This is a genomic window from Catenulispora yoronensis, assembly GCF_039531695.1.
Classification (GTDB): domain Bacteria; phylum Actinomycetota; class Actinomycetes; order Streptomycetales; family Catenulisporaceae; genus Catenulispora; species Catenulispora yoronensis.
In genome coordinates, this window is sequence record NZ_BAAAQN010000028.1 from 40,541 (window position 1) to 62,814 (window position 22,274).

Annotated in this window: 14 protein-coding genes and 1 tRNA gene; 7 read left to right on the forward strand and 8 right to left on the reverse strand. The window is 69.7% G+C overall.

Features of this window, described 5'->3' with window-relative positions:
• Nucleotides 1–342 precede the first annotated feature (342 nt).
• Both ABD481_RS22865 and ABD481_RS22870 read left to right on the forward strand, forming a co-directional pair.
• Nucleotides 343–810 (forward strand): hypothetical protein, encoded by a 468-nt coding sequence (locus tag ABD481_RS22865; RefSeq protein ID WP_344667776.1) that lies wholly within the window; start codon nt 343–345, stop codon nt 808–810.
• 34 nt (nt 811–844) lie between these two features.
• Nucleotides 845–2,566, forward strand: a complete 1,722-nt coding sequence (locus ABD481_RS22870) for a recombinase family protein (RefSeq protein WP_344667777.1) — start codon at nt 845–847, stop codon at nt 2,564–2,566.
• Here the strand turns inward: ABD481_RS22870 and ABD481_RS22875 are convergent.
• Nucleotides 2,548–2,631: transfer RNA gene (locus ABD481_RS22875), tRNA-Leu, on the reverse strand. The two genes, ABD481_RS22870 and ABD481_RS22875, sit on opposite strands and share 19 nt — an antisense overlap.
• A 347-nt stretch (nt 2,632–2,978) precedes the next feature.
• Here ABD481_RS22875 and ABD481_RS22880 point away from each other — a divergent pair.
• The gene (locus tag ABD481_RS22880) at nt 2,979–6,743 is read left to right on the forward strand and encodes a SpoIIE family protein phosphatase (protein ID WP_344667778.1); all 3,765 of its coding nucleotides are present in this window, start codon (nt 2,979–2,981) and stop codon (nt 6,741–6,743) included.
• A 24-nt stretch (nt 6,744–6,767) separates the two neighbouring features.
• Here the strand turns inward: ABD481_RS22880 and ABD481_RS22885 are convergent, their stop codons facing one another.
• Nucleotides 6,768–7,523, reverse strand: coding sequence for a putative hydro-lyase (locus ABD481_RS22885; protein ID WP_344667779.1), 756 nt, complete (start codon nt 7,521–7,523; stop codon nt 6,768–6,770).
• 26 nt (nt 7,524–7,549) lie between these two features.
• Between ABD481_RS22885 and ABD481_RS22890 the strand changes: the two genes are divergently transcribed.
• On the forward strand, nt 7,550–7,882 hold the full coding sequence (locus ABD481_RS22890) for a hypothetical protein (RefSeq protein ID WP_344667780.1): 333 nt from the start codon (nt 7,550–7,552) through the stop codon (nt 7,880–7,882).
• Here the strand turns inward: ABD481_RS22890 and ABD481_RS22895 are convergent.
• A complete protein-coding gene (locus ABD481_RS22895) occupies nt 7,870–8,325 on the reverse strand; it encodes a hypothetical protein (protein ID WP_344667781.1) in 456 nt (151 codons plus the stop codon). The genes ABD481_RS22890 and ABD481_RS22895 overlap by 13 nt on opposite strands.
• Nucleotides 8,326–8,647: 322 nt before the next feature.
• On the opposite strand from ABD481_RS22895, the gene ABD481_RS22900 reads away from it, so the two are divergent.
• Together ABD481_RS22900 and ABD481_RS22905 are read left to right on the forward strand one after the other, a co-directional pair.
• On the forward strand, nt 8,648–9,763 hold the full coding sequence (locus ABD481_RS22900; protein ID WP_344667782.1) for a cupin domain-containing protein: 1,116 nt from the start codon (nt 8,648–8,650) through the stop codon (nt 9,761–9,763).
• Between the two features lie 13 nt (nt 9,764–9,776).
• Complete coding sequence (locus ABD481_RS22905) at nt 9,777–11,288, forward strand: pyridoxal phosphate-dependent decarboxylase family protein (RefSeq protein ID WP_344667783.1); 1,512 nt, start codon at nt 9,777–9,779, stop codon at nt 11,286–11,288.
• A 37-nt stretch (nt 11,289–11,325) separates the two neighbouring features.
• Here the strand turns inward: ABD481_RS22905 and ABD481_RS22910 are convergent, their stop codons facing one another.
• Nucleotides 11,326–11,808 carry a hypothetical protein gene (locus tag ABD481_RS22910; protein ID WP_344667784.1) on the reverse strand — a complete coding sequence of 161 codons (483 nt, stop codon included), beginning with the start codon at nt 11,806–11,808 and terminating at the stop codon, nt 11,326–11,328.
• Nucleotides 11,809–12,017: 209 nt separating this feature from the next.
• Between ABD481_RS22910 and ABD481_RS22915 the strand changes: the two genes are divergently transcribed.
• The gene (locus tag ABD481_RS22915) at nt 12,018–14,333 is read left to right on the forward strand and encodes a tetratricopeptide repeat protein (RefSeq protein ID WP_344667785.1); all 2,316 of its coding nucleotides are present in this window, start codon (nt 12,018–12,020) and stop codon (nt 14,331–14,333) included.
• Between the two features lie 92 nt (nt 14,334–14,425).
• On the opposite strand, the gene ABD481_RS22920 is transcribed toward ABD481_RS22915, so the two are convergent.
• From ABD481_RS22920 to ABD481_RS22935, 4 genes are read right to left on the reverse strand one after another with little or no spacing between them, the layout of a single operon-like run.
• On the reverse strand, nt 14,426–15,214 hold the full coding sequence (locus tag ABD481_RS22920) for a leucyl/phenylalanyl-tRNA--protein transferase (RefSeq protein ID WP_344667818.1): 789 nt from the start codon (nt 15,212–15,214) through the stop codon (nt 14,426–14,428).
• A gap of 2 nt (nt 15,215–15,216) precedes the next feature.
• Nucleotides 15,217–19,890, reverse strand: a complete 4,674-nt coding sequence (locus ABD481_RS22925) for a non-ribosomal peptide synthetase family protein (protein ID WP_344667786.1) — start codon at nt 19,888–19,890, stop codon at nt 15,217–15,219.
• The gene (locus tag ABD481_RS22930; RefSeq protein WP_344667787.1) at nt 19,887–22,028 is read right to left on the reverse strand and encodes a non-ribosomal peptide synthetase; all 2,142 of its coding nucleotides are present in this window, start codon (nt 22,026–22,028) and stop codon (nt 19,887–19,889) included. Before ABD481_RS22930 ends, ABD481_RS22925 begins: the two co-directional genes overlap by 4 nt.
• Nucleotides 22,029–22,033: 5 nt before the next feature.
• Nucleotides 22,034–22,270, reverse strand: coding sequence for an MbtH family protein (locus tag ABD481_RS22935; protein WP_344667788.1), 237 nt, complete (start codon nt 22,268–22,270; stop codon nt 22,034–22,036).
• Nucleotides 22,271–22,274 lie beyond the last annotated feature (4 nt).

Consider the following 22,274-nt stretch of genomic DNA (forward strand, 5'->3'; position numbering starts at 1 on the left):
TCCAAGGTCAAGCAGGCTGCGGCCCGAGGAGGTGGGGCCACTTCTCAGTCGTGATCAGGGAGTCCACCGCACGGCAGGAGGATCGCGAGGGCGTACGTAGGTGGGGCCAAAACTCGTGCGTGAAATCAGGCCAGCCGATATCGGGCACCGGCAACGCCGCGAGGGCCGCCCATTGAATCAAGAACTTGATGGTTGCGGGGAACACGGCTACCACTGGTCCAGCCCGATTCGCGGGATTCATCCCGCAATAGCCGCAGAAACGACAAAACGGGCCTGGTGGCCTCGATCGAGATCGAGGCCACCAGGCCCTAACCACACCACATCACCGAAGGGATTCCTCCCATGAGTCGAAGCGACTCCGACGGCGCGCGCATACGCGCCGTCTTCTACCAGCGGGTCGGCAGCGGCGTCAGCCGCGACCAAGACGTCGCCGTCCTACGGCAGGCCGCACGCATCGTCGAACTGCAGCAGCGCCTGAACTTGAAGGTCGTCGGCGTCTACACCGACTTCGCCGTCACGCGCAGCACCCCGTGGCCGGCACGCCCCGCGGCCAGCAGGCTCACCCGGCAACTGGCCGAGCAGACGGTGCGCGCCGAGGTGGTCATCGTCGAGGACCCGCACCACGCTATCGGCCCGGACAACATCCCCGCCGCCTTGAAGGCGATCGGCATCCCACTCTGCACACCCGGCGACGTGCTGCTCCCGGTCGACGGCGATGACCCCCTCCACGCGATCGCCGCGCGGATGTCGACTCCGACCGGCGCCCTACGGCGCGCCCGCCCATTCCCCGTCTCCGACCGGCGCCGCTGACGCGCACCGCATAGATATATATAGGAGTCTTACCGTGAACTTGATCGATGTTGGAGCCTCGCGCCTGGCCCGTAACGGGCTGCGCTTCGCCTTCTACGGCCGGGTGTCCACCGAGGACAACCAGGATCCCGAAGCCTCCCGCAACTGGCAGAAATCCCGCGCGCTGACCCTGATCGAACCGGCCGGAGGCGTCATCGTCGCCGAGTTCTTCGACATCGGCATGTCCCGCTCCCTGCCCTGGAAGCGCCGCCCCAAGGCCAACGACCTGCTGGCTGCCCTGACCGATCCGAACCGGGGCTTCGACGCCGTCGTGATCGGCGAGCCGCAACGCGCCTTCTACGGCAGTCAGTACAGCATGACCATGCCCGTGTTCACCCACTACGGAGTGGGCCTGTGGGTTCCCGAGGTCGGCGGGGCCGTCGATCCCGACTCCGAGGCCCACGACCTGATCATGAGCGTGTTCGGCGGCATGTCTAAGGGCGAGCGCAACCGCGTCAAGATCCGGGTCCGCTCCGCCATGGCCGCCCAAGCCAAGATCGAGGGCAGATACCTCGGCGGACGCCCGCCATATGGCTACCGCCTGGCGGACCTCGGCCCACACCCCAACCCCGGCAAGGCCGCTGACGGAAAGCGCCTGCACCAACTCGAACCCCACCCCGAATACGGCCCGGTAGTCCAGAGAATCTTCGCTGAGTATCTGCGCGGGCGAGGGCACTACGCGATCGCTGAAGCCCTCACCCGCGACGGCATCCTGTCCCCGTCCCAAGCCGACCCCACTCGTAACCGCCACCGTACTGGCGAGGGCTGGGGCAAGAGCGCAGTCAGGGCCATCCTCGATAACCCCCGCTACACGGGACGACAGGTGTGGAACAAGCAGCGCAAGGACGAAGTCCTGCTGGACGTCGAGAACGTCGCCGACGGCTATGAGACCAAGCTGCGCTGGAACGAAGAGGGAAGTTGGGTCTGGTCCGACAAGATCGTCCACGAGGCACTGATCTCAGTGGAGGATTTCGAGGCCGCGAAGCAGATCCGTGCCGCGCACGGCCACGACCGGAAAGAACGCGAACGCATCCGAACCAAGCACACCTACGTCTTGAGGGGCTTGCTGCGCTGCGGGTTGTGCGGACGCAAGATGCAGGGCCAGCAGTCCGGAGGCAAACCGCACTACCGCTGCCGGTACCCCAAGGACTACGCGCTCGCCAACCACGTGCAGCACCCCGATAACGTCTATCTCAAAGAGGAACATCTGCTCCCGGTGCTGGACAGCTGGCTGGCGAAGATCTTCGCTCCGCATCGCGTCGGCGAAACGATCCGTGCCATGGCTGAGCAGGCCACTACAGAGGCGGGCCCGAAAGCGAAGGCCGAGCCTGAGTCCGACACGGCGAGAAAGTTGGCGGAGTGCGACGCCAAGCTGGAGACCTACCGCGCTGCGCTGGAGTCTGGAGCCGACCCGGTTACCGTCAGCGGTTGGATCGCCGAGGTCAAAGCCGAGCGCGCCGCTGTTCTCGCCACCGCCCGGCGGATACAGCCCACCCCACAGGTCCAAATGACCGACGAGACGATAAACAACATGATCCAAGCTTTGGGTGACATGCGCGTCGCCCTTCAACGTGCCGGGCGCGAGGAGAAGGCGCGACTCTACTCGGAGCTTGACCTGCGGCTCACCTACGAGCCAGGAACGAAAAATATCAGGGCCGAGATGAATCTCGACCCTGATATTAATGGGGTTACAGCGAGTGTCCGAGGGGGGACTTGAACCCCCACACCCTTAACGGGCACTAGCACCTCAAGCTAGCGCGTCTGCCATTCCGCCACTCGGACGAGTGAACGTGAGCTGGACCGGGGCTTTCGCCTGATCCGCTCGCGTTGGGTCAACCATATCAAAAGTTGGGGGTGCTGTTTCAACATGGTTCCGGTGGCGGTGGGTGGGGTGGGTGGGCTCACTCTGACGGGTGATTGTTCGGACCTTTGGGGCGGGGGTTGGGGGTGTGGGGGCGGGGGCGGGGTTAGCTTCGGGTGGGTGCCGCTTACTTTCGGTGCAGGGACGGTGCGTCATTCGGAGTGTGTGGGAGTCGGAGAAGGGGCCCGCGCGGGCGAGGGAGCGGTTCTTCGCCGGTGAGGGGGTCGGTGCTGCCGGTGCGTTGGTGGGAGCCGGTGGTGGGTGGCGGGTGCCCGCGGCGATTCTGGCTTCGTGGGAGCGGTGCCAGGCGTTGGGGTTGGGTCCGGGGGAGGTGGACCTGCCTTATGTGCCGGGGGTGGTGTCGGAGGCGCAGGAGTTGTTGGTGCGGGCTTCGGCGCCGGTGTTGGAGCGGCTGCACGGGTTGTTGGTCGGGACCAAGGTGTGTGTGGTGCTCACGGATGCGCGGGCGCGGGTTTTGGTGCGGCGGGCCGGGGAGCCGGGGCTGAATCGGCATCTGGACGCTGTGCAGTTGGCGGAGGGGTTCAGCTATCGCGAGGCGGACGCCGGCACCAATGGGATGGGGACGGCGCTGGTCGAGGGGCGTCTGTCGGTGGTGTTGGGGCGGGAGCATTTCGCTGATCGGTTTGTGGCTTTCGCGTGCGCCGGGGTGCCGATCCGGGATCCGTTCAGTGGGCGGATCCGCGGGGTTGTGGACCTGACGTCGTGGAGTCGGGACGCCAATCCGTTGATGGCGGCCCTGGTTTCGGAGGCGGCGGAGAACATCGAGCTGCGGCTGCTGGAGCAGTACTCGGCTCGGGAGCGGGCCCTGGTGGCCGAGGCACGGAGGAATGGGGGGTGGGGCGGCGCCGGGCCGAGCTTGGCGCTGGTGCGGACGGAACAGCAGGTGGACAGCGGTGTCGACGGGTCCCGGCACGGGGGCGGCCGATGGCCGGCCCGGCCGGTCGGACGCGACGGCGAGCTCGTCCGAAGCAAGGCGGCCGAGCTGGTCGCGGCGGCCCGGCGGGACGTGGTGACGATTCCGCTGACCGACGGCCGCTACGCGAAGCTGACGGCCCGCACCGGCCGGACCGCGGCCGGGACGGAGGTGGTCACGGTGGAAGCGGAGATGAGCGGTACCCCGAGCACGGAGCACGTCCCGGGCACGGCGGACCAGCCGACGGTAGGAGAGGGGGCAGGGGGAGGCGGAAGAGGAAGAGAAGTAGGAGGAAGAGAAGTAGGAAGAAGGGAAGTAAGAGGAGGAGGGAGGGGAGGAGAGGGAGGAGGAAGAGGAGGAAGAGGAGGGAAAGGCGCGGGAGCGTGGAAGGGCGTAGCTGAGGCGGGAGCGGACGCGGGAGCGGGGGCCGTAGCGAACGTTGAGGCGGGAGGCACAGCGGACGTTGAGGCGGAAGCCGGAGCGAACAACGTTGGGGCGGAAGCCGGAGCGAACAACGCGGAAGCCGGAGCGAACAACGTTGAGGCGGGGGCCGGAGCGAACGTTGAGGCGGGAGCTAACGCTGGTGCTGAGGCGGGAGTGGAAGAGGCGGCGAACGCTGGAGCGGGCGCAGGCGCGAACGCTGATGCTGAGGCGGGGGCGGAAGCAGGATCGAACGCCGGTGTGGAAGCGGGAGCGGACGCTGGTGCTGAGGCGGGAGCGGACGCTGGTGCTGAGGCGAGAGTGAACGCTGAGGCGGAAGCGGTGGCGGCTTTGGCTGTCTCTGGTGCGGGTGCGCGGGAGCTGCTGTATCCGTTGGGGGCAGTGGAGCAGGGCAGGGTGCCGGTGTCGGTGATGCTGGCGATCGGGGCGCAGGGGATGCAGCGTGTGCAGGTCACGCAGTCGGTGCAGTCGATGCACATGGCGTCCGGCGCGGCTGGCGATGATACGGCGGTTGCTGGGCAAGGCTTGCCGGTAGGGCAGAGTTCGTCGATGGACCAGCGGCCGGTCGTCTCGGTGCCGAATCAGAGGACGACGTTGTCGCAGCTGCCGGAAGTGGCCAGTGGTGCGTCGGCTGGACGGGAGCAGCAGAGGCAGCAGAAGGAACTGGTGTTTGAGGGCGATCATGGCCGGCGGCATCCGCATGGTGAGGAGCAGCCGCAGGCTGAGGAGCAGGTGCAGGGTGACGAGCGAGCGCAGCGTGAGTCGCAGATGCCGGCGGAGTCGCAGTCGGAGTCAGAGTCGCAGGCGCAAGCAGAGGCCGGAGTAGAGGCCGAGTCGGTCGACTCCGCAGCCTTGCCAGCGCTACCGCTGGCCTCACTGGTCCCACCGCTCCCAACCCCCTCCAACGCCATCGCCCTCCTCGACCCCGCCACCACCTTCCCGCCCCCGACGGCGTCCGAACTCGTGCTCATCGGCGAGCCCACCGTCGGCCGGATCGCGGTAGCGGCGCGGCAGCGTCTCGCGCTTCTCCTCTACGCCAGCGGACGCATCGGCACCACGTTGGACATGGAGCTCACCGGCGGTGAGCTCGCCGAGATCGCGCTGCCGGACTTTGCCCAGCATGTGGCTGTCGATCTCGCGAGCTGGGTCCTGGACGGTGAGGAGGTCCCGCCGCCTGGTGCCAGTGTTAAGCTGCGGCGTGTTGCTGTCCGCACCGTTCGATTAGGTAAGGTGCATCGGTCGCCCGGTGCGCACGTCGCCTACAACTCCGCGACCGCGCAGTCGCGCTGCATGGCGCAGCGTCGGCCGGTGCTGGACGCCGAGCTCACGGCGGCTACCGCGGGCAAGCGCTGGGTGGCGGAGGATCCTGACAGTTCGGTCATCGCAGCACCCATCATCGTGCAGGGAACAGTGCTCGGCGTCGCCTCCTTCTACCGTCTGGGCAGCGCGGATCCGTTCGAGGAGGACGACATCCAGCTGGCCTGGGACCTTGCCTCCCGTGCCGCCGTCTGCCTCGACAACGCGCGCCGCTTCGAGCGTGAGCGGGCCATGGCGCTGGCGCTGCAACGCAGCCTCCTGCCACGCGCGTTCCCGAATCAGTGTGCTGTGGAGGTTGCTCATCGCTACCTGCCGGCGCAGGAGGGCGTCGGCGGTGATTGGTACGACGTGATCCCCTTATCCGGCGGTCGGGTGGCGTTGGTCGTCGGTGACGTGGTGGGACACGGCATTCACGCGGCGGCGACGATGGGGCGTCTGCGGACCGCTGTGCGGAACTTCTGTGCGCTGGATCTGACGCCGGAGGACCTGCTCGGGCAGCTTGACGCGCTGGTGGAGTCGATGGACGCCGACGAGGCCGAGGACCGGCGTGGCGTCGGCATCATCGGGGCGACCTGCTTATACGTGGTCTACGATCCGGTCACCGGTCTGTGTTCGGTGGCCGCGGCCGGGCATCCGAGTCCGGCGGTGGTGGCGCGCGACGGCTCGGTGTCTTACCTGGAGCTGCCGACCGGGCCGCCGTTGGGCCTTGGTGGTTCGTCCTACGAGGCGATCGAGCTTCCGATCGATGAAGGCAGCACCCTGGTTCTCTACACCGACGGCCTGGTGGAGAGCCGTGATCAGGACATCGGAACCGGCCTGGACCGCCTCAAGGCGGTGTTGGAGGGCCCCGGCCGCGATCCCGAGGAGCTGTGCTCGTCGGCGATCGGCGGCCTGCTGCCGGCCCGCCCCTGGGACGACGTCGCGCTGCTCGCCGCCCGCGCCCGCCGCACCACCGCCGACCGCGTGGCCTCGTGGGACGTCCCGATGTCGCCGGAGTCGGTGGCGTTCCTGCGCGCGGAGGTCTCCCGGCAGTTGCGCGCCTGGCGGCTGAACGATCTGGTGTTCACCACCGAGCTGGTGGTCAGCGAGCTGGTGACGAACGCCATCCGGCACGCGACCGGACCGGTCGAGCTGCGGCTGCTGCGTGATCGGGCACTGATTTGCGAAGTCGCTGACGGCTCCAGCGTCTCCCCGCGGCTGCGACGGGCGCAGACGTTCGACGAGGGCGGCCGTGGCCTGTTCCTGGTGGCGCAGCTGTCGCAGCGCTGGGGAACGCGATACACCCCGCGCGGCAAGGTGATCTGGGCCGAGCAGCCACTGCCCGCCCACGGCGACTACTGATATTGATTGACTAGACAGTAGATATTAGATCTGTTCTCGCAGATCGGTGATGAACATATGGCCGGGTGCGTGAGTGATGGCGAAATCCGGGCGTGATGCCATGACGGCCGCCTGAAGCGTTACTCCGCAGGCCCAAAACACCGGCACGTCTTCGGGTTCGAAGATGGCCTGGTCACCGAAGTCCGGCCTGGTCAGGTCGGCGATTCCCAGTTCCGCCGCGGGGCCGATGTGCACCGGCGCGCCGTGCGAGCGCGGCATCAGGGTCGTGATGCGCACCGCGGTGTCGACCAGCTCCTCCGGAACCGGACGCATCGACACCACCAGCGGACCGTGCACCCGGCCGGCCGGGCGGCACTGCCGATCGGTCACGTACATCGCGACGTTCCGTCCCGGGTAACGCCATGGCACCCCGGCGCGCGTCAGGACACTGTCGAAGGTGAAGCTGCATCCGACGAGGAAGGCCACGAGGTCCTCGCGCCACAGGTCCGTGACGTCGGTCGGCTCGCCGACCGGGTCGCCGTCCCGCCACACGCGGTACTTCGGCAGGTCGGTCCGCAGGTCGGCGCCGGGGGCCAGGGCGGTGGCGGGGGAGCCGGGGTCGGTGACGTCGAGTACCGGGCAGGCGGCCTGGTTGCGTTGGGCGAACAGCAGGACGTCATACGCCCAATCGGTGGACACGACCAGCAGGTTGGCTTGCGCGTAGCCGGGCGCGAGTCCGGAAGTGGGGCCGCTCACGCCCGATCGGAACGCCGCGCGGAGTTCGGTGGGTGAGTCCGCCATGGGTCGCACGCTAGGCGGGTTCGGGCATGCTCACAACCGAAGAAGAACCGAATGGCCAGATCAGCTCGATCAATCAAGTCAGCCAGATCAGCCAGATCAGCCCGATCAATCAAGTCAGCCAGATCAACCAGATCAGCCGGATCAATCAGGTCAGCCAGGTCAGCCAGGTCAGCCGATCGGCCAAATCGGCCAGCTCGGCCAGCTCGGCCGGCTCAGCCAGGTCATCCCGATCTTCCAATCAATCCGCCCCAGGACACGACAGCGTCCCCGACTCGTACCCGCCGAGCCGAGGACGCGCGAACGATCAAAGAAGCGAGACCAGCAGTCAGGCCGAGTCGCGTCAGGACTACGGCTTCTGAAGAACGAGAATGCCCTCGCCCGACGCCGACAGCCCGCTGTCCCGCGCGGTGTCGTACTCGGTGAAGTTGTAGCCGACCAGGTTGCCGTAGACGACGCTGCCGGTGAACTTCGTGACCTCGCCGGCGCCGAGCAGGGTGTCGGACACCTCCTGGCCGGCGATGAAGCTGACGGTGTTGTCGGACCAGGTGACGATGTAGGAGATCCCGTTGCCGCCGGTGCCGTCGCGGTGCTCGGCGCCGACCTCCGACACGCTCGCCGTGCGGCCGTCGGTGCAGTTGAGCCAGTTGCTGGCGGAGGACCAGCCGTTGCTGTTGTACACGACGCCGTCCACGGTGGTGCAGGTGATGCTGGTGGGCGCGTCGGCGAACGCCTGGGCGGGCATCACCAGGCTGTACGCGGCCGCGGCAGCGCAAGCGATCAGTGCGGAGCTCTTGCGGAACATGGTTCTCCTTGGTGGGTGGACGGAGTCCGGCCGGACGCGGCGTCTGATGGGCGCCGATGACTCAAAGGCCACTTAAATACTGGCATTGCTAAGGTATTTATTAACGGAGGCTTGTTCTATTTCACCTGATCAGAGCAGGGACGATGCGTGTCGGCGGCGGTGTCCGGGTTTCCGGGACTTAGGCTGCGCGAATGCGCATCGATCACTGGCCCGGCACTCGCCGAGCTGTCGATGACGGGAGTCTGATCCGGCCCGCGATGCCGTCGCTGGCGACAGAGCAAAAGCGACAGGACGAGCCGGCGTTCAGCGGAAGGGAACAGCCATGACGACGGACGTCGACACCATCGGCGAGCGGATTGAGGACACGTCGGACACCGCGGCACTGGTCGTGCCACGCACCCGCATCGAGGCCATCACCTCCGTCCGCATCGACGGCCGGGATCATCCGCTCGGCCAACAGCGCGACTTCCGACGTCACGAGCAACTCGCGGCCTTCCTGCCCGAGCACGGCCGATTCAGCCTCGCCTGGGTCCGGCTCCGGGACGGCGAATGCCTCCACGTCCACGACCATCCGACGAAGTCGATGATCCTGGTATGTCAGGGCTCGGTCCGGCTGCTCGGCGCCGAGGAGCGGGAGCTGACCGAGGGAGACGCGGTGTGCGTGGAGCCCGGCGTCGCTCACGGCTTCGCCACGCGTCCGGGCGAGGAGTTCCACGGCCTGTCCGTGCAGTTCGAAGGCGCCGGGTTGTATGAGGATCCGGCCGCTCCGCGCGCGCAGTTCCACGAGCATGCGCCTAGGGCAACCCATATTCCCGAGCACATCAGAGAACTGCTGCTGTTCAACGAAGGCCGGATCGGTCGCCTCCGCACCCACCGTATGTTCGAGGCCTTCGACGACGGCCGCGCCGCAGCCGATCCCCTCATGCGCGACCGATTCACCGCCGCGCTCCACATCTGGTCGGTCTACTTCCAGCGGATGCTCTATGCCCGCCAGGAAGTCTGCGTCGATCCGCGACTGCGGGACGTATACGCCGCACACCTGAGCGACGAATTCGGCCACGACACACTGCTGAAGGACGGCCACGGCGTCACCGCGACCGTCTACGACCCGATCCTGGAAGCCGTCGGCTCCTGGTTCGTCATGCGGATGCACGGATCCAGCGAGGCAGCCCGGATCGTCATCGTGCACCAGGCCCTCGAATCCAGCTGCCAGGTCTTCGGCGAACGTATCGCCCCGGCCTTCGCCGCCGCCGGGCACGGCGAATCCTCCTACTTCGACCTGCACGCCGACGTCGACCAGGACCACCGGCTCATCGGGTTCGACCACCTGTGCGCCACGGCGTCGGCCGAGCTGCCGGACCTGCTGCGCGTGTGCGAGGAAACCTGGGACCAGATCGAACTGCTCTACGAACGCCTGGCGATCCACATGCTCGGCTGAGCACGCGGAAACAATGCGCGCCGACCAGATCCGCACCGCCATCGACCAGATCGTCGAGACCCATCAGGAATGGCGCCGCGGCTGCGGCGCGGGGGAGGACAACGACGCCGCGACCCCTGACGCGCTCGCGGCGCAAGCACTGCTCCGCGACCTGTCACTCCGGCTGTCCAAGTCCTCCACGCCCTGGCCCTCGCCACGCTACCTCGCCCACATGACGCCCGACGTCCCAGCCGCCGTACTGCTGGCCGCATTCACCACGCTGCTCTACAACCCGAACAACGTCGCCGCCGAAGCCTCCCCGGTCACGACCGACCTCGAAAGCGAAGTCGCGGCAGACCTGTGTGCACTGCTCGGAATGCCGTCCGACACCGCCCACGCGCACCTCGCATCCGGCGGCCACGCCGCCAACTACGAAGCATTGTGGATCGCCCGCAATCTCAGATCCCTTCCACACGCAGCCGCAGCGGGCCCCGACACCCGACCACTCGTCGCGCATCTCCCGGACCACGTCCTCGCCAATCCGCCCACCCACGTCGCTATCGACGTACAGCAAAACCTTGCGCGCGCCGGACGGCTCGACAATGCCCGGGCGCGCGCCGCGACGCTGCGATGCACCGCCGAACGCGGGCCCGGCGCGCTGATCCTGGCCGCCAACGCCCACTCCTGCTGGACCAAGTGTGCTGATGTGCTCGGTTTCCGCCCCGCCGACGTCCACCGCCTTCCTCTCGGCCCCGAACACCGGATAGACGTCGCCGCGCTCGAAAAACTGGTCCCGACGCTGATCCAAGCCGGAGCCCCGATCGCCGCTGTCGTTGCGACCGTAGGGAGCTGCGGACAGGGAAGCGTGGACGACGTCGCGCGCATCGTGCAGCTCCGCGACCACTGCGAGCGCGACTACGGCGCGACCTTCCACCTCCACCTCGACGCAGCCCTAGGCGGCTACTGGCGCGCGCTGTGCCGGACGCCGCAGGATGCGATCCGAGCGTGGGACGAAGAACACTCACCAGTGTCGTTTGACGTTTACAGTGCACTGATCGCCATAGAGCACGCCGACACGGTCACCATCGATCCGCACAAGGCCGGGCACGTTCCATATCCGGCCGGCGCTCTGGTAATCCGCGATCGACGAGCGACTGCCGCCGTCGCGACAGCCAACGACTACTTCGACGAAGCAGCTCGACCGGCCGGCGAACGCACTCTGGAAGGCGCACGCCCAGGTACTGCCGCAGCCGCAGTCTGGGCCGCGCACCGCCTCATCGGCCTCCACGCCGAGGGTTACGGACGTCTGCTCGGCGGCTGGAGCGACACCGCCCAGCGCCTTCATCAAGCGATTCCGACGAGCCAGTACCGACCCGACCTCAACATTCTGAACATCAACTCGGCCAAGTCGCCTCAGGAGCTGCGTGCGCACGGCCTCTGGGTATCCAGCACGACCCTTGACGGAGCTGACCGTCTCCGGCTCTGCGTCATGAAGTATTTGTCGCCCGAGGCCATGAGAAATATAGGACTCAGGCCCCTGCTGTAGCAGAGACCTGAGTCCTATGAGTTCAGCGGCCGACCCCTCAGCTGGTCGTCACGACCCACGTCACGATCGCGTTGTTGCCGCTGCCGCCGCTGCGAGCGATGTGGACGCCCGCGCTGGTGCCCGCGTTGTCGTAGCTGTTGGAGCCGTAGTACGGGTCGTTCCAGTGGAAGTTGGCGAACTTCAGGTTCTGGGCCGGGTTGTGGCAGTTGCTCAGGCGGTAGCTGGCGACGCCCTCGGTGCCGGTCATGAAGCCGTTGGACTCCGACTCCCACGCGGTCGCGGCGCCGTTCGGGACGGTGAACTCGGGCATGATCGTCCAGATGCCGCCGGACAGCGAGTCGCTGAACAGGGTCATGGTGCAGCCGGAGTTGTTGGTCACGAAGGCTTCGACGCTGCGGGCCGCGGAGGACGCCTGCTGCGGCCGGGCGACGGCGGCGGAGGCCGAGGAGACGCTCGCGGCGGTGACGGCGGCGATTCCGGTGACCAGGACGGCGGCGGCCTTGCGGATGGAGACGCTCATTTGGGTGTTCCCCCCTTGGTATCGGAAGGCCGGGCGGCCTTCCTTCTGCTACTAGGAAACCGCGTCCGCGCTGGTCAGGGATGAGTAAGCGTTGCTCAGATCCGGGGGAGGGCGGTACTCAAGGGTGCCGGCGCGGGTTGCTCACCGTCCCGGCGGCAAACCTGAATGTCCGCATCCGGCTGTCGCCATACCCTGATATGACTGGGGGCGTGAACCAACGGAACCAGACCGTGCCGGACCTTGGTCAGGTGCGGGACATAGCAGAGTTCGTGGAGGCCTTGCGGCTGCTCAGGCTGCGGGCCGGCGGTCCTTCGTACCGGACGCTGGCGTCGCGGGTGGGGCCGTTGCTGCGGCCGCCGCGGGAGCTGACGCACAGCACGCTCTCGGATCTGTTCCGGGCCGGACGGCGCCGGCTGGACCTGGACCTGGTGACGGCCACGGTGCGGGCGCTCGGCGCGGACGACAAGGCCGTGGCCGAGTGGTGGGCGGCGTGCGTGCGGGTGCAGACGCTGACGACGGTGGACGGCGCGGCGGCGGCGGTGCGCCGGCTGCCGCCCGATCTGGCCACGTTCACCGGCCGGCACGCCGAGGTGGAGGCGTTGTTGCGGGCGGTGGGCCAGGTCGGGGCCCCGACTGTGGTGCTGTCGGCCATCGAGGGCATGGGCGGCGTGGGCAAGACCCGGCTCGCGGTGCATGTGGCGCACGTGCTGGTGCGGGCCGGGCGGTTCGCCGACGTGCAGTTGTACGTGAACCTGCGTGGCTTCGATCCGGATCACGACCCGGCGGAGCCGGGGGACGTCCTGGAGTCGCTGTTGCGGCAGTTGGGCATCACGGCGTCGGAGGTGCCGTCGGATCTGGCGGAGCGGGCCGCACTGTTCCGCGATCGGATGCACGGACGCGACGCGGTGCTCATCCTGGACAACGCGGCGGATGCCCGACAGGTCAGACCACTGATTCCGGCCTCGCCGAGCTGCCTGGTGCTGATCACCAGCCGACGCAGTCTGGCCGAGCTTGAGGAGGCGGTGTGGCATCAGCTCGACGTCTTCAGCCAGGAGGAGGCGCTGGCGCTGCTGGGCCGCATCGCTGGTGCGGAGCGAGTGGCGGCCGAGCCCGAAGCGGCGGCGCGGATCGTGGCGCGGTGCGGGTTGTTGCCGCTGGCGGTGTCCGTAGCGGCGACGAGGCTGCGTGCCCGGGCCGGGTGGGGGCTGGCGGACCTCGCGGATCGGCTGGAGCGGGAGGGCGCGACGACCTCGGAGATCGGCGGCGCCGCCTTCGACGTGTCGTATCGGGACCTGCCGGAGCAGGCCAAGCTGGTGTTCCGGGTGCTGGGCCTGCATCCCGGGCTCGACTTCACAGCCGCTTCGGTCGCGGCCCCGGCCGGACTGACTCCGGAGGAGGCTGCGGAGGCGCTGGAGCTGTTGCTGGACGAGAGCCTGCTTCAGCAGCGGACCGCCGGACGATATGAGATCCATGACTTGCTCCGTGCCTACGCCGGCGAGCGTGCCAAGGCGGAGATGAGCGAGGACGAGCGCCGGGCGGTGCTTCAGAGGTCGTTGAGCTGGCACGTCGCGGTCGTGACGCTCACGGCGTTGGCGGTCAGCCCGGACCGCGTCATGCCGCCGATCGATCCGGCGGTGGCCGGGGTGTCGGCGCCGCAGGCGCACAGTGCCGCTGAAGCAGTGCCCTGGTATGCGCGCGAGCGTGCGAACGTGATGCAGGCGGTCGCCGTGGCGGGGCGCCTGGGCTTCAGTTCCTCCGCGTGGCGGCTGCCGATCGCGATGGCGTACTTCGAGGAGCTCGGCCAGAACTATCGCGAGTTGGAACGGCTCATGTCCGGTGCGTTGCCGCATGCACGGATCGACGGTGATCCCGACGGGGAGACGGACGTCGCGCGCTGGCTGTCGTTCGCGCTGGCGGCCCATGGGCGGTCCGCCGAGGCGATCGAGCCGTTGACCCGGGTGTTGGAGGCGCGACGGGCCGCGGGGGACGGGCTACGGGCCGGCCGCATCCTGGGTTCCTTGGCGGAGAGCTATGTCGGGATCGGCGAACCCGAGCGGGGCTTGGAGTACGCCCTGGAAGGGATCCGGACCATCGAGGAGAGCGGGGGGCCGGTTCCGAGCGCCATGTTGACGAACACCGCGGTCTCCCTGCTGAAGCTCGGCCGGAACGATGAGGCGCTGGAGATTCAGCTGACCTTCGTGGAGCGCTCGCGGCGGGCCGATGACATGCGTGCCGTCTCGCTCGGCCTGCGCAACATCGCTGACAACTACCTTCAGCAGGGCCGGTACGAGGAGGCAGGCGCGGCGTTCGAGGAGTCCATCAAGGTGGCGATCGAGGTCGGTGATCTGTATATCCAGGCCGACAGTCTCAATGGCCTGGCTCTGACGCTGCGGGACAGGGGCCTGATCGTGGAGGCCCGGGCCCGGGCGCGCGAGGCCCGGGAGGTCTTCGCGGGTCTGCCCGAGCAGGAGGCGGCGCGCTTGTTGGCGCGGATCGAGGCATCGTCGATGAACTACGTGGAGTGAATAAGGATCCGCGACGAAGGCGAGGTGCCCGGACTCTGAAGCAGAGTCCGGGCACCTGAACCGTCACCGTCACCGTTGTCTCGTCCGGCCCCCTAATCACCACCTCCCGCGTCCGCCAGTCCCGCGGCCTGGAACACGCCTCGGTGCGGGGTCAGCGGCAGGTCGATGTCGGCCAGCGCGGCGAGGAATTCGGTGCGGGGCAACGGTTCCGCGCCGAGGCTGGTGGCGAAGACGCTGGGCACCTGGACGTCGATCAGGCTGCCGGGCCGGGTGAGCCACAGCCGGCGGCCGAGGTCGGCGAAGGCGACCTTGCCGGCGTCGGGCTGGCGGTGGAACGTCGACTCGGCGCTGAAGACGGCGCCCATTCCGGTGCCGAACACGCCGCCGATCAGGTCCTCGCCGTTCCACACCTCGATGCTGTGGGCCCAGCCGGCGTGGTGCAGGGCCAGCAGCGATTCGGTGAGCTCGTCGGTGATCCACGGGCTGGCGCGCTGGTCCCGGCAGTGTTCGACGACCTCGGCGAAGGCGTGGTCGCAGGTGGTGATCCACTGGTGCTTGTGCCGCAGGTCGCGGCGCAGCTTGCGGGACAGGTGCACGCCGTCGGAGGCGACCACCGGCCGGGTCGGAGGGCACCACCAGGTCAGGGCGTAGCGGCCGCCGGGCTCGGGCCGGGGGAACCCGATGATGAGCCCTTCCTGCACCAGGTCGTGGTACAGCGCCCGGTTGGTCTCGACGGCGTACTCGCCGGTGCACGGCATGGGGAACGCGCCGTATCGGAGCGCTTCCAGGACGCGGTGCGGGGCCAGGGAGCCGCCGACCGCGACCGGCAGGCCGGCCTCGGCGGCCGCGAGGTCGATCTGTTCCCAGGTGATTTCGGTCATGATCACGGCTGGGCTCCGTTTCCGGAGGGTGCGGCATGTGCGTAGGCTGAGTATGCGGACACTGTCACGGACTCGGCAGCTGAGGGTTCCGCGAAGAAGCCGGTGCGGCGGAAGTACGCGACGGCCGCGGCCAGCACGGAGGCGTCCATCTCCGGTCCCGGCACCGCCTTGTCGGCCAGCGCCGCCGCCGTGGCCGCGCGACCCCAGCGGATCCCGTGGGACCGCTGCTGGAACCCGGCGCTGAGGACGGCGGCCGTGGTCCAGCTCAGGTCGCCGCGGCCGAGCGCCGCCTCCACCGCGTGGGACATCCGCTGCTGCCACTGCTCGGCGCTCACCACGTCGATGCGGTAGCCGTCGGCGCGCAGTGCGTCGACGACCTCTGCGACGCTGACCAGGTGCTCGCCGGCCAGGTGGTAGACGCCGCCGGCGGCGGCCGGATCGGCGGCCAGGGCGATGATCCCGCCCGCGACATGGTCGACCGGGACCAGGTCCACGGTCACCGCGAGCGCGTCGCCGTCCGCCACCGCACCGAGGTGCGTCACGGCCCTGATGTAGTTCCAGAACGAGTCTCCGGTGCCGCAGGCCCCGGAGCGCGTGTGGCCCGAGACCCGGCCCGGCCGGTGCACCGTGACCGGCAGCCCGGCCGCGCCCGCCGCGCGGACCAGTTCCTCGCCGACCCACTTGGTGGCCACGTAGCCGCGCGGCACCACGCGATCGGCCGGAACCCGCGCGGCCTCCACGATCACATCCGGGTTCTCGCCGACCGCCAGCGCGGCCGACAGGCTGGACACGAAGTGCACCGGCTTGGCCCGGCCGGTGGTGGCCAGGCGCAGCACCTCGCGGGTGCCCTCGACGTTGGCCGGGCGCAGGCGGGAGTAGGCCTCCAGGTGGTTGACCCGGGCGCCGTTGTGGATCACGGCGTCGATCCGGTCGGCGAGCAGGGCGTAGGTCTCGGCGGCCAGCCCGAGCCCCGGGCGTTCGAGGTCGCCGGGATGTGCCGTGACGCGAGCGGCCATGGCGTCGTCCCAGAGCCCGAAGCCCCGCAGGCCGGACTCCAGGCGGGCCGCCGCGCGCGCCGGGTCGTCGGCCCGGACCAGGCAGTGGACGTGGGCCTCGGTGCGGTCGACGATCTCGCGGAGCAGGAACGCGCCGAGGAACCCGGTGGCGCCGGTGAGCAGGACGTTGTTCCACGCGGTCGCGATCGTGCCCGCGCCGGGCACCACGAATCCGGTGCCGAGAGTGGCGTCGCCGGTCAGGTCGACGAGGCCGGAGGCGAACTCGGCGGCGACGTTGGCGACGGCTGGTGCGGCCTGGGTGCCTGGTGCCGGAGCTGTGAACGCTGAACCGTTTGTCGCAGAGGACGAAGAAGGCGCACCGAACGCAGAGGACGAAGTTGCCCGGCCGCCAAAGTCAGACCCGGAAGCAGAACCAGAGCCAGCACCAGAGCCAGAACGAGACCCGGACCCGCCGCTGCCACCGCCACCCGCACCGCGCCGTCGCAGCGTCGGCCGCGCCTTCTCGGCGACACCCAGCTTCGCCGCCAGCCCCGCCGGGCTCGGCGCGTCGAAGATCGCCTGAATGCTCAGCTCCACGCCCAGGCGCGCCCGGGCTCGGCTGATCAGGCGCGTCGCGAGCAGCGAGTGCCCGCCCAGGTCGAAGAAGTCGTCCTCGACGCCGACCTCCGCGAGTCCGAGCACCTCGGCGAACAGCTCGCACATCGCCTTCTCCTGCGCGTTGGCCGGTTCGCGGCTCGCCCGAGTGGCGACCGGCTCCGGGTCGGGCAGCGCACGCCGGTCGAGCTTGCCGTTGGGTGTCAGCGGCAGGGCTTCGAGCAGCGTGAACGTGGCCGGGATCATATAGTCCGGCAGCAGTTCAGCGGTGTAGGCGCGCAGCGCCAGAGCCTCCGGCGGCGGCGTTCCCCGCTCGGCGACCACGTAGGCGGCGAGCATCTTCGCCCCCTGACGGTCAGCAGCGGCGATCACGGCGACCTCGGCGACCCCCGGCGCCTGCCGCAGTGCTGCCTCGACCTCGCCGGTCTCCACCCGGAAGCCGCGGATCTTCACCTGGTCGTCGGCGCGGCCGACGAATTCCAAGGCCCCGTAACGGTTCCAGCGGGCCAGGTCCCCGGTTCGGTACATACGTTCGCCCGGCCCGGCATAGGGGTTGGCGACGAAGCGCTGCGCGGTGGTCGCAGGCTGGCCGAGGTAGCCCTGGGCCAGGCCGACGCCGCCGACGTAGAGCTCGCCGACGGTGCCGGGCGGCACGAGTTGAAGCGCCGGGTCGAGCAGGTAGGCGGTCTTGTTGTTCAGCGGACGGCCGATGGGGACCGAGGGCCCGCCGGTGTCGGCCGAGGCGACGGTGTGCGCGGTGGTCAGGCCGAGGCTCTCCGCGGGGCCGTAGCCGTTGCAGACACGCAGGTGCGGGAACTTCGTCAGCGCGCGCTCGACGTGCGCGGCCGACGCGGCCTCGCCGGCGGTCATCGCCCACTTCAGACCGGAGAACGTCTGTGGGTACTCGTCGAGCATGAAATTGAACAGGCTTGCGGACATCTGGAGCATCGTGACGCCGTGCCGAGCCACGAGTTCGGCGATCCGCTCCGGCTCAGGGTTCTGACCCGGCTGCAAAACGCACGTCGCACCGTGCAGCAGCGAACCATACAGCTCCAGCACGAAGGCGTCCCAGGACACCGGCGCGCACTGGAGGTAGACCTCGTCCGGGCCGAAGTCGACGTAGTCCTGGCCCAGGACGGTGCCGACGAGCGCGCGGTGCGGTGCGGCGACGCCCTTGGGCTTGCCGGTGGATCCCGAGGTGAACATCACGCAGGCCACGTCGGACGGCGCGGCCGTGGTGGGCACGTCAGTGTCCGGATATCCGGCGAGGACCGGTGCCAGCGTGTCCAGGGGCACGACAGTGCGAGCGGAGTCCGACCAAGCGGCGCGGTCGCCGTCGTCGAGTCCGGCCGTGATCAGCACCGGCGCGGCGGTCTGCGCCAGGGCGGCCCGCAGCCGTTCGGCCGGGAATCGCGGGTCCATCAGCGTGTAGCCGCCGCCGGCCTTCAACACCGCCAGCGCCGCGACCGCCAGTTCCGGGCTGCGCGGCATGAGGACGCCGGCCATGACGCCCGGGCCCATACCGGCCTCGCGCAGATAGGCGGCCAGCCGGTTGGCGCGGGAGTTCAGCTCGCCGTAGGTGAGGACAGAGCCCTCATACACGATCGCCACTGCCTCGGGAATCCGCGCGGCCTGACGCTCGAACAGCTCGTGGACACACAGGTCGATGGGGACGTCGACCTCCCGGCCGCTCCAATCGGCCGTGAGCGTGTGCCGCTCTTGCGCGGACAGCAGATCGATCCCCGACAGCCGGCGGCCCGGATCGGCCGCGGCCGCCTCCAGCAGCCGCACCAGACGCGTGGCCAGCGACTCCATCGTGGCCCGGTCGAACAGGTCGGTCGCGTATTCGAGCCAGCCGTCGACGCCTTCGGGACCGTCCGGGCCGTGCCGCTCGTCCAGCGTGACCGTGAGGTCGAACTTGGCGACGGTGAGGTCGAAGCCCTCGTCGGCGACGTCCAGATCGCCGAGCCGCATCCGGGCCTTGTCGTTGTTCTGCAGGACCAGCATCACCTGGAACAGCGGCTGCCGGGATGCCGAACGGACCGGGTTCACCGCCTCCACGACGCGTTCGAACGGCACTTCCTGGTGGGCATAGGCGGCCAGCACCGAAGTGCGGGTGCGGGCCAGCAGCTCGGTGAAGGTCGGGTCGCCGGCGGTGTCGTTACGCAATACCAGGGTATTGACGAAGAACCCGACCAGGTCGTCGAGCGCCTCGTCGGTGCGCCCGGCGATCGGGGTGCCGATCGGCACGTCGGTACCGGCGCCGACCTTCGTCAGCAAGGCCGACAGCGCGGCCATGAAGACCATGAACGGCGTGGCGTTGTGGGTGCGCGCCAGCTCGGCGAGCCGGGCATGGGTGGCGGCGCCGAGCTCGAACTGGACGGCGGCGCCCTGGAAGCTCGGCATCGGCGGCCGGGGCCGGTCCAGGACCAGCGGCAGCTCCTCGGGGGCGCCGCGCAGCCGCTCCACCCAGTAGCCGAGCTGCCGGGACACCACGCTGTCCGGGTCGTCCTCCTCGCCGAGCAGCTCCAGCTGCCAGAGCGTGTAGTCGGTGTACTGGACGGCCAGCTCGTCCCAGTCCGGCTCGCGGCCGGCGGCGCGGGCGCTGTAGGCGACGTCCAGATCGCGCAGCAGCGGGCCCAGCGACCATCCGTCGCTGGCGATGTGGTGCAGTGCGAGCATCAGGACATTGTCGTCCTCGGCGACGGTGAACAGCGTCGCCCGCACCGGCAGTTCGCAGGCCAGTTCGAAGCGGTGGCGGGAGGCCTCGTCCAGCTGCGCGGGCAGCGTTTCCGGCGTGGCCGGCACGACGGTGAACCGGGCGTCCGCCTCGCCGGGATCCACGATCCGCTGCATCGGGCGGCCGTCGACCTCGGTGAAGATGGTGCGCAGCGCCTCGTGCCGGAGCACGACGTCGTCGACGGCGGCGGCCAGCGCGGCGCGGTCCAGGCGGCCGCGCAGCCGCAGCGCCAGCGGGGCGTTGTAGGTGAAGGACGGGCCTTCCATCTGGTCCAGGAACCACAGGCGGGACTGGGCGTAGGACAGCGGGATCAAGTCGGAAGTCATCGGGACGCCTCCTGGCGGGACGGGTGCCGGCGCAGCACCGGGCGGGCCCGGTCGGCGTCGCCGAGCCGGGCGGCCAGGCCGGAGGCCGTCGGGGTGTCGAAGACGGTGTCGATCGGCAGCTCCACGCCGAACACCGTGCGGACCTTGCTGATCAGGCGGGCGGCCAGCAGCGAGTGCCCGCCCAGGTCGAAGAAGCTCTGCTCGGCGCCGACCTCGGAGATGCCGAGGACCTCGCCGAACATGCGGCACATCGCCTCCTCCTCCGGGCCGCTCGCGGCGCGCCCGCGCTCCGGGCCGAAGGCCTCCGGGACCGGCAGCGCGGCCCGGTCGACCTTGCCGTTGGGGAACACCGGCAGCTCGTCCAGGGCGACCACGGCCGTGGGCACCATGTGTTCGGGCAGCCGTTCGGCGACGCGGCGGCGCACGACGGCGGGCTCGGGGCCGCCGACCAGGTAGGCCACCAGGCGCCGGGTGCCGGTGCCGTCCGGACAGGCCGCGACCACGGCGCGCCGGACCCCGGGCACGGACTCCAGGACCGCCTCGACCTCGCCGGCCTCGATCCGGTGGCCGCGCACCTTCAGCTGGTCGTCGGCGCGGCCGGAGAGCTCCAGGACGCCGTCGGGCCGCCAGCGGCCCACGTCCCCGGTGCGGTACATCCGGGCCCCGGGGGCGCCGTGCGGGTCGGCGACGAACCGTTCGGCGGTGAGGCCGGGGCGGTTGAGGTAGCCGTGGGCGAGCTGGACGCCGGCGATGTAGACCTCGCCGGTCTGGCCGGGGGCGGCCGGGAGGAGGTCGTCGTCGAGCACGTACACGGCGGTGTTCGGCACGGGACGGCCGACCGGGACCCGGCCGATGTTCAGCGGATCGCACAGCCAGTGAGTGACTTCGACTGCTGTTTCGGTGGGGCCGTAGAGGTTGTGGACCGGGCAGTCGCCCAGGACCGCGGCGACCCGCGCCGGGATGGACGGCGGCATGGGCTCGCCGCCGCAGTGGATCTGGCGCAGCGCATGGCATTCGGCGGCGGCCGGCTCGGCGAGGAACGCCTCCAGCAGCGCGGGTACGAAGTCGGCGATGGTGACGCCGCGGTCGGCGATGGTGCGGGCCAGGTAGGAGGGATCGCGGCGGCCGCCGGGGCGGGCCAGGACGACGGTCGCGCCCTCGGAGAGCGGGCGGAAGATCTCGGTCAGGGAGACGTCGAAGGCGATGTGGGCTTTGTGGAGGATGCGGTCGGAGGTGAACAGGGGGTAGATCTCGCGCAGGGCCCTGATGCGGGCGACGATCGCGCGGTGCGGGACGACGACGCCTTTGGGGCGGCCGGTGGAGCCGGAGGTGTAGATGATGTAGGCGGGGGATTCGGGGGTGGGGTGGTGGGCGGTGGTGGTGGCGATGGTCGAGGGCTGATAGGTGGTGGTCGTGGTCGTGGTCGTGGTCGTGGAGGTGGAGGCGGTGTTGGTGTTGGCGGGGCGGGCGGTGGTGGCCGCCGCGGTCTCGATGTCGGCGACGAGCCAGATCGGGGTCCCTTCCGGCAGCCGGGCAGCCTCGGCGGCGTCGGCCAGGACGGCGACCGGGTCGGCGTCGGCCAGGACCGCGGCGGTGCGGGACTGCGGATCGGCGGAGTCCAGGGGCACGTAGGCCGCTCCGGTGACCAGGATGCCCAGCAGGGCGGGGACCAGGTCGGCCGAGGGCTGGACCGCCAGGCCGACGATCGTGCCGTCGCCGGCGCCCCGGGTCCGCAGCCCGGCTGCGATGCGTTCGGCACGAGCCACCAGCTCGCGGTATGTCAGGACGCTGCCGTCGGCGGCTTCGATCGCGGGTGCGTCGGGGGTGCGGTGTGCCTGCTCGATCACCAGGCTCACCAGGGTGCCGCCGGCGTAGGCGATGTCGGGGCCGAAGGCGTGGCGCGGCGGGCGGGGTCGGGTGGGCTTGGCGATCTCACTGATCCAGGCGCTCGCCGCCGACGTTCCGTTCACCGCCGACGTCCCATTCACCGCCGACGTCCCGTTCGAGGCGCTTGCTTTCGCCGTTCCGTCTTCGTCCGTGGCGCTCGCCGCCGTCCCCGGCAGCCCCGCGACCCCGTCGAACAGCGCGTCCCAGCGCTGGCGGGCCAGGATATGGCCCGGAGGCTGATGCATCCGCATCGCCGTCACCCCCGCCCCGGCATGAGCTGGGTCCAGTGCGTCTCGACGTATTCCAGGCAGTCCCCGCGGCCGGCCGGGCCGAACGCGGTGTCCCAGCCCGCCGGGACGGCCAGGCGCGCCGGCCAGGTCGAGTGCTGCCCGAGGTCGTTGACCAGGACCAGGTAGCGCGCGCTGTCGTCCTCGAAGGGGTTCGGCTCGCGGTCGGACCGCGCCGGTTCGATCGTGGTGTTCGTGGTCGTCATCAGG

Excerpts from the sequence above, each read along its gene's own strand:
- ABD481_RS22900 (WP_344667782.1), top strand. The coding sequence starts at position 8,648 with ATGACGACGGACGTCGACACCATCGGCGAGCGGATTGAGGACACGTCG.
- ABD481_RS22885 (WP_344667779.1), bottom strand. The coding sequence starts at position 7,523 with ATGGCGGACTCACCCACCGAACTCCGCGCGGCGTTCCGATCGGGCGTG.
- ABD481_RS22910 (WP_344667784.1), bottom strand. The coding sequence starts at position 11,808 with ATGAGCGTCTCCATCCGCAAGGCCGCCGCCGTCCTGGTCACCGGAATC.
- ABD481_RS22905 (WP_344667783.1), top strand. The coding sequence starts at position 9,777 with ATGCGCGCCGACCAGATCCGCACCGCCATCGACCAGATCGTCGAGACC.
- ABD481_RS22895 (WP_344667781.1), bottom strand. The coding sequence starts at position 8,325 with ATGTTCCGCAAGAGCTCCGCACTGATCGCTTGCGCTGCCGCGGCCGCG.
- ABD481_RS22930 (WP_344667787.1), bottom strand. The coding sequence starts at position 22,028 with ATGCGGATGCATCAGCCTCCGGGCCATATCCTGGCCCGCCAGCGCTGG.
- ABD481_RS22925 (WP_344667786.1), bottom strand. The coding sequence starts at position 19,890 with ATGACTTCCGACTTGATCCCGCTGTCCTACGCCCAGTCCCGCCTGTGG.
- ABD481_RS22890 (WP_344667780.1), top strand. The coding sequence starts at position 7,550 with ATGCTCACAACCGAAGAAGAACCGAATGGCCAGATCAGCTCGATCAAT.
- ABD481_RS22920 (WP_344667818.1), bottom strand. The coding sequence starts at position 15,214 with ATGACCGAAATCACCTGGGAACAGATCGACCTCGCGGCCGCCGAGGCC.
- ABD481_RS22865 (WP_344667776.1), top strand. The coding sequence starts at position 343 with ATGAGTCGAAGCGACTCCGACGGCGCGCGCATACGCGCCGTCTTCTAC.
- ABD481_RS22935 (WP_344667788.1), bottom strand. The coding sequence starts at position 22,270 with ATGACGACCACGAACACCACGATCGAACCGGCGCGGTCCGACCGCGAG.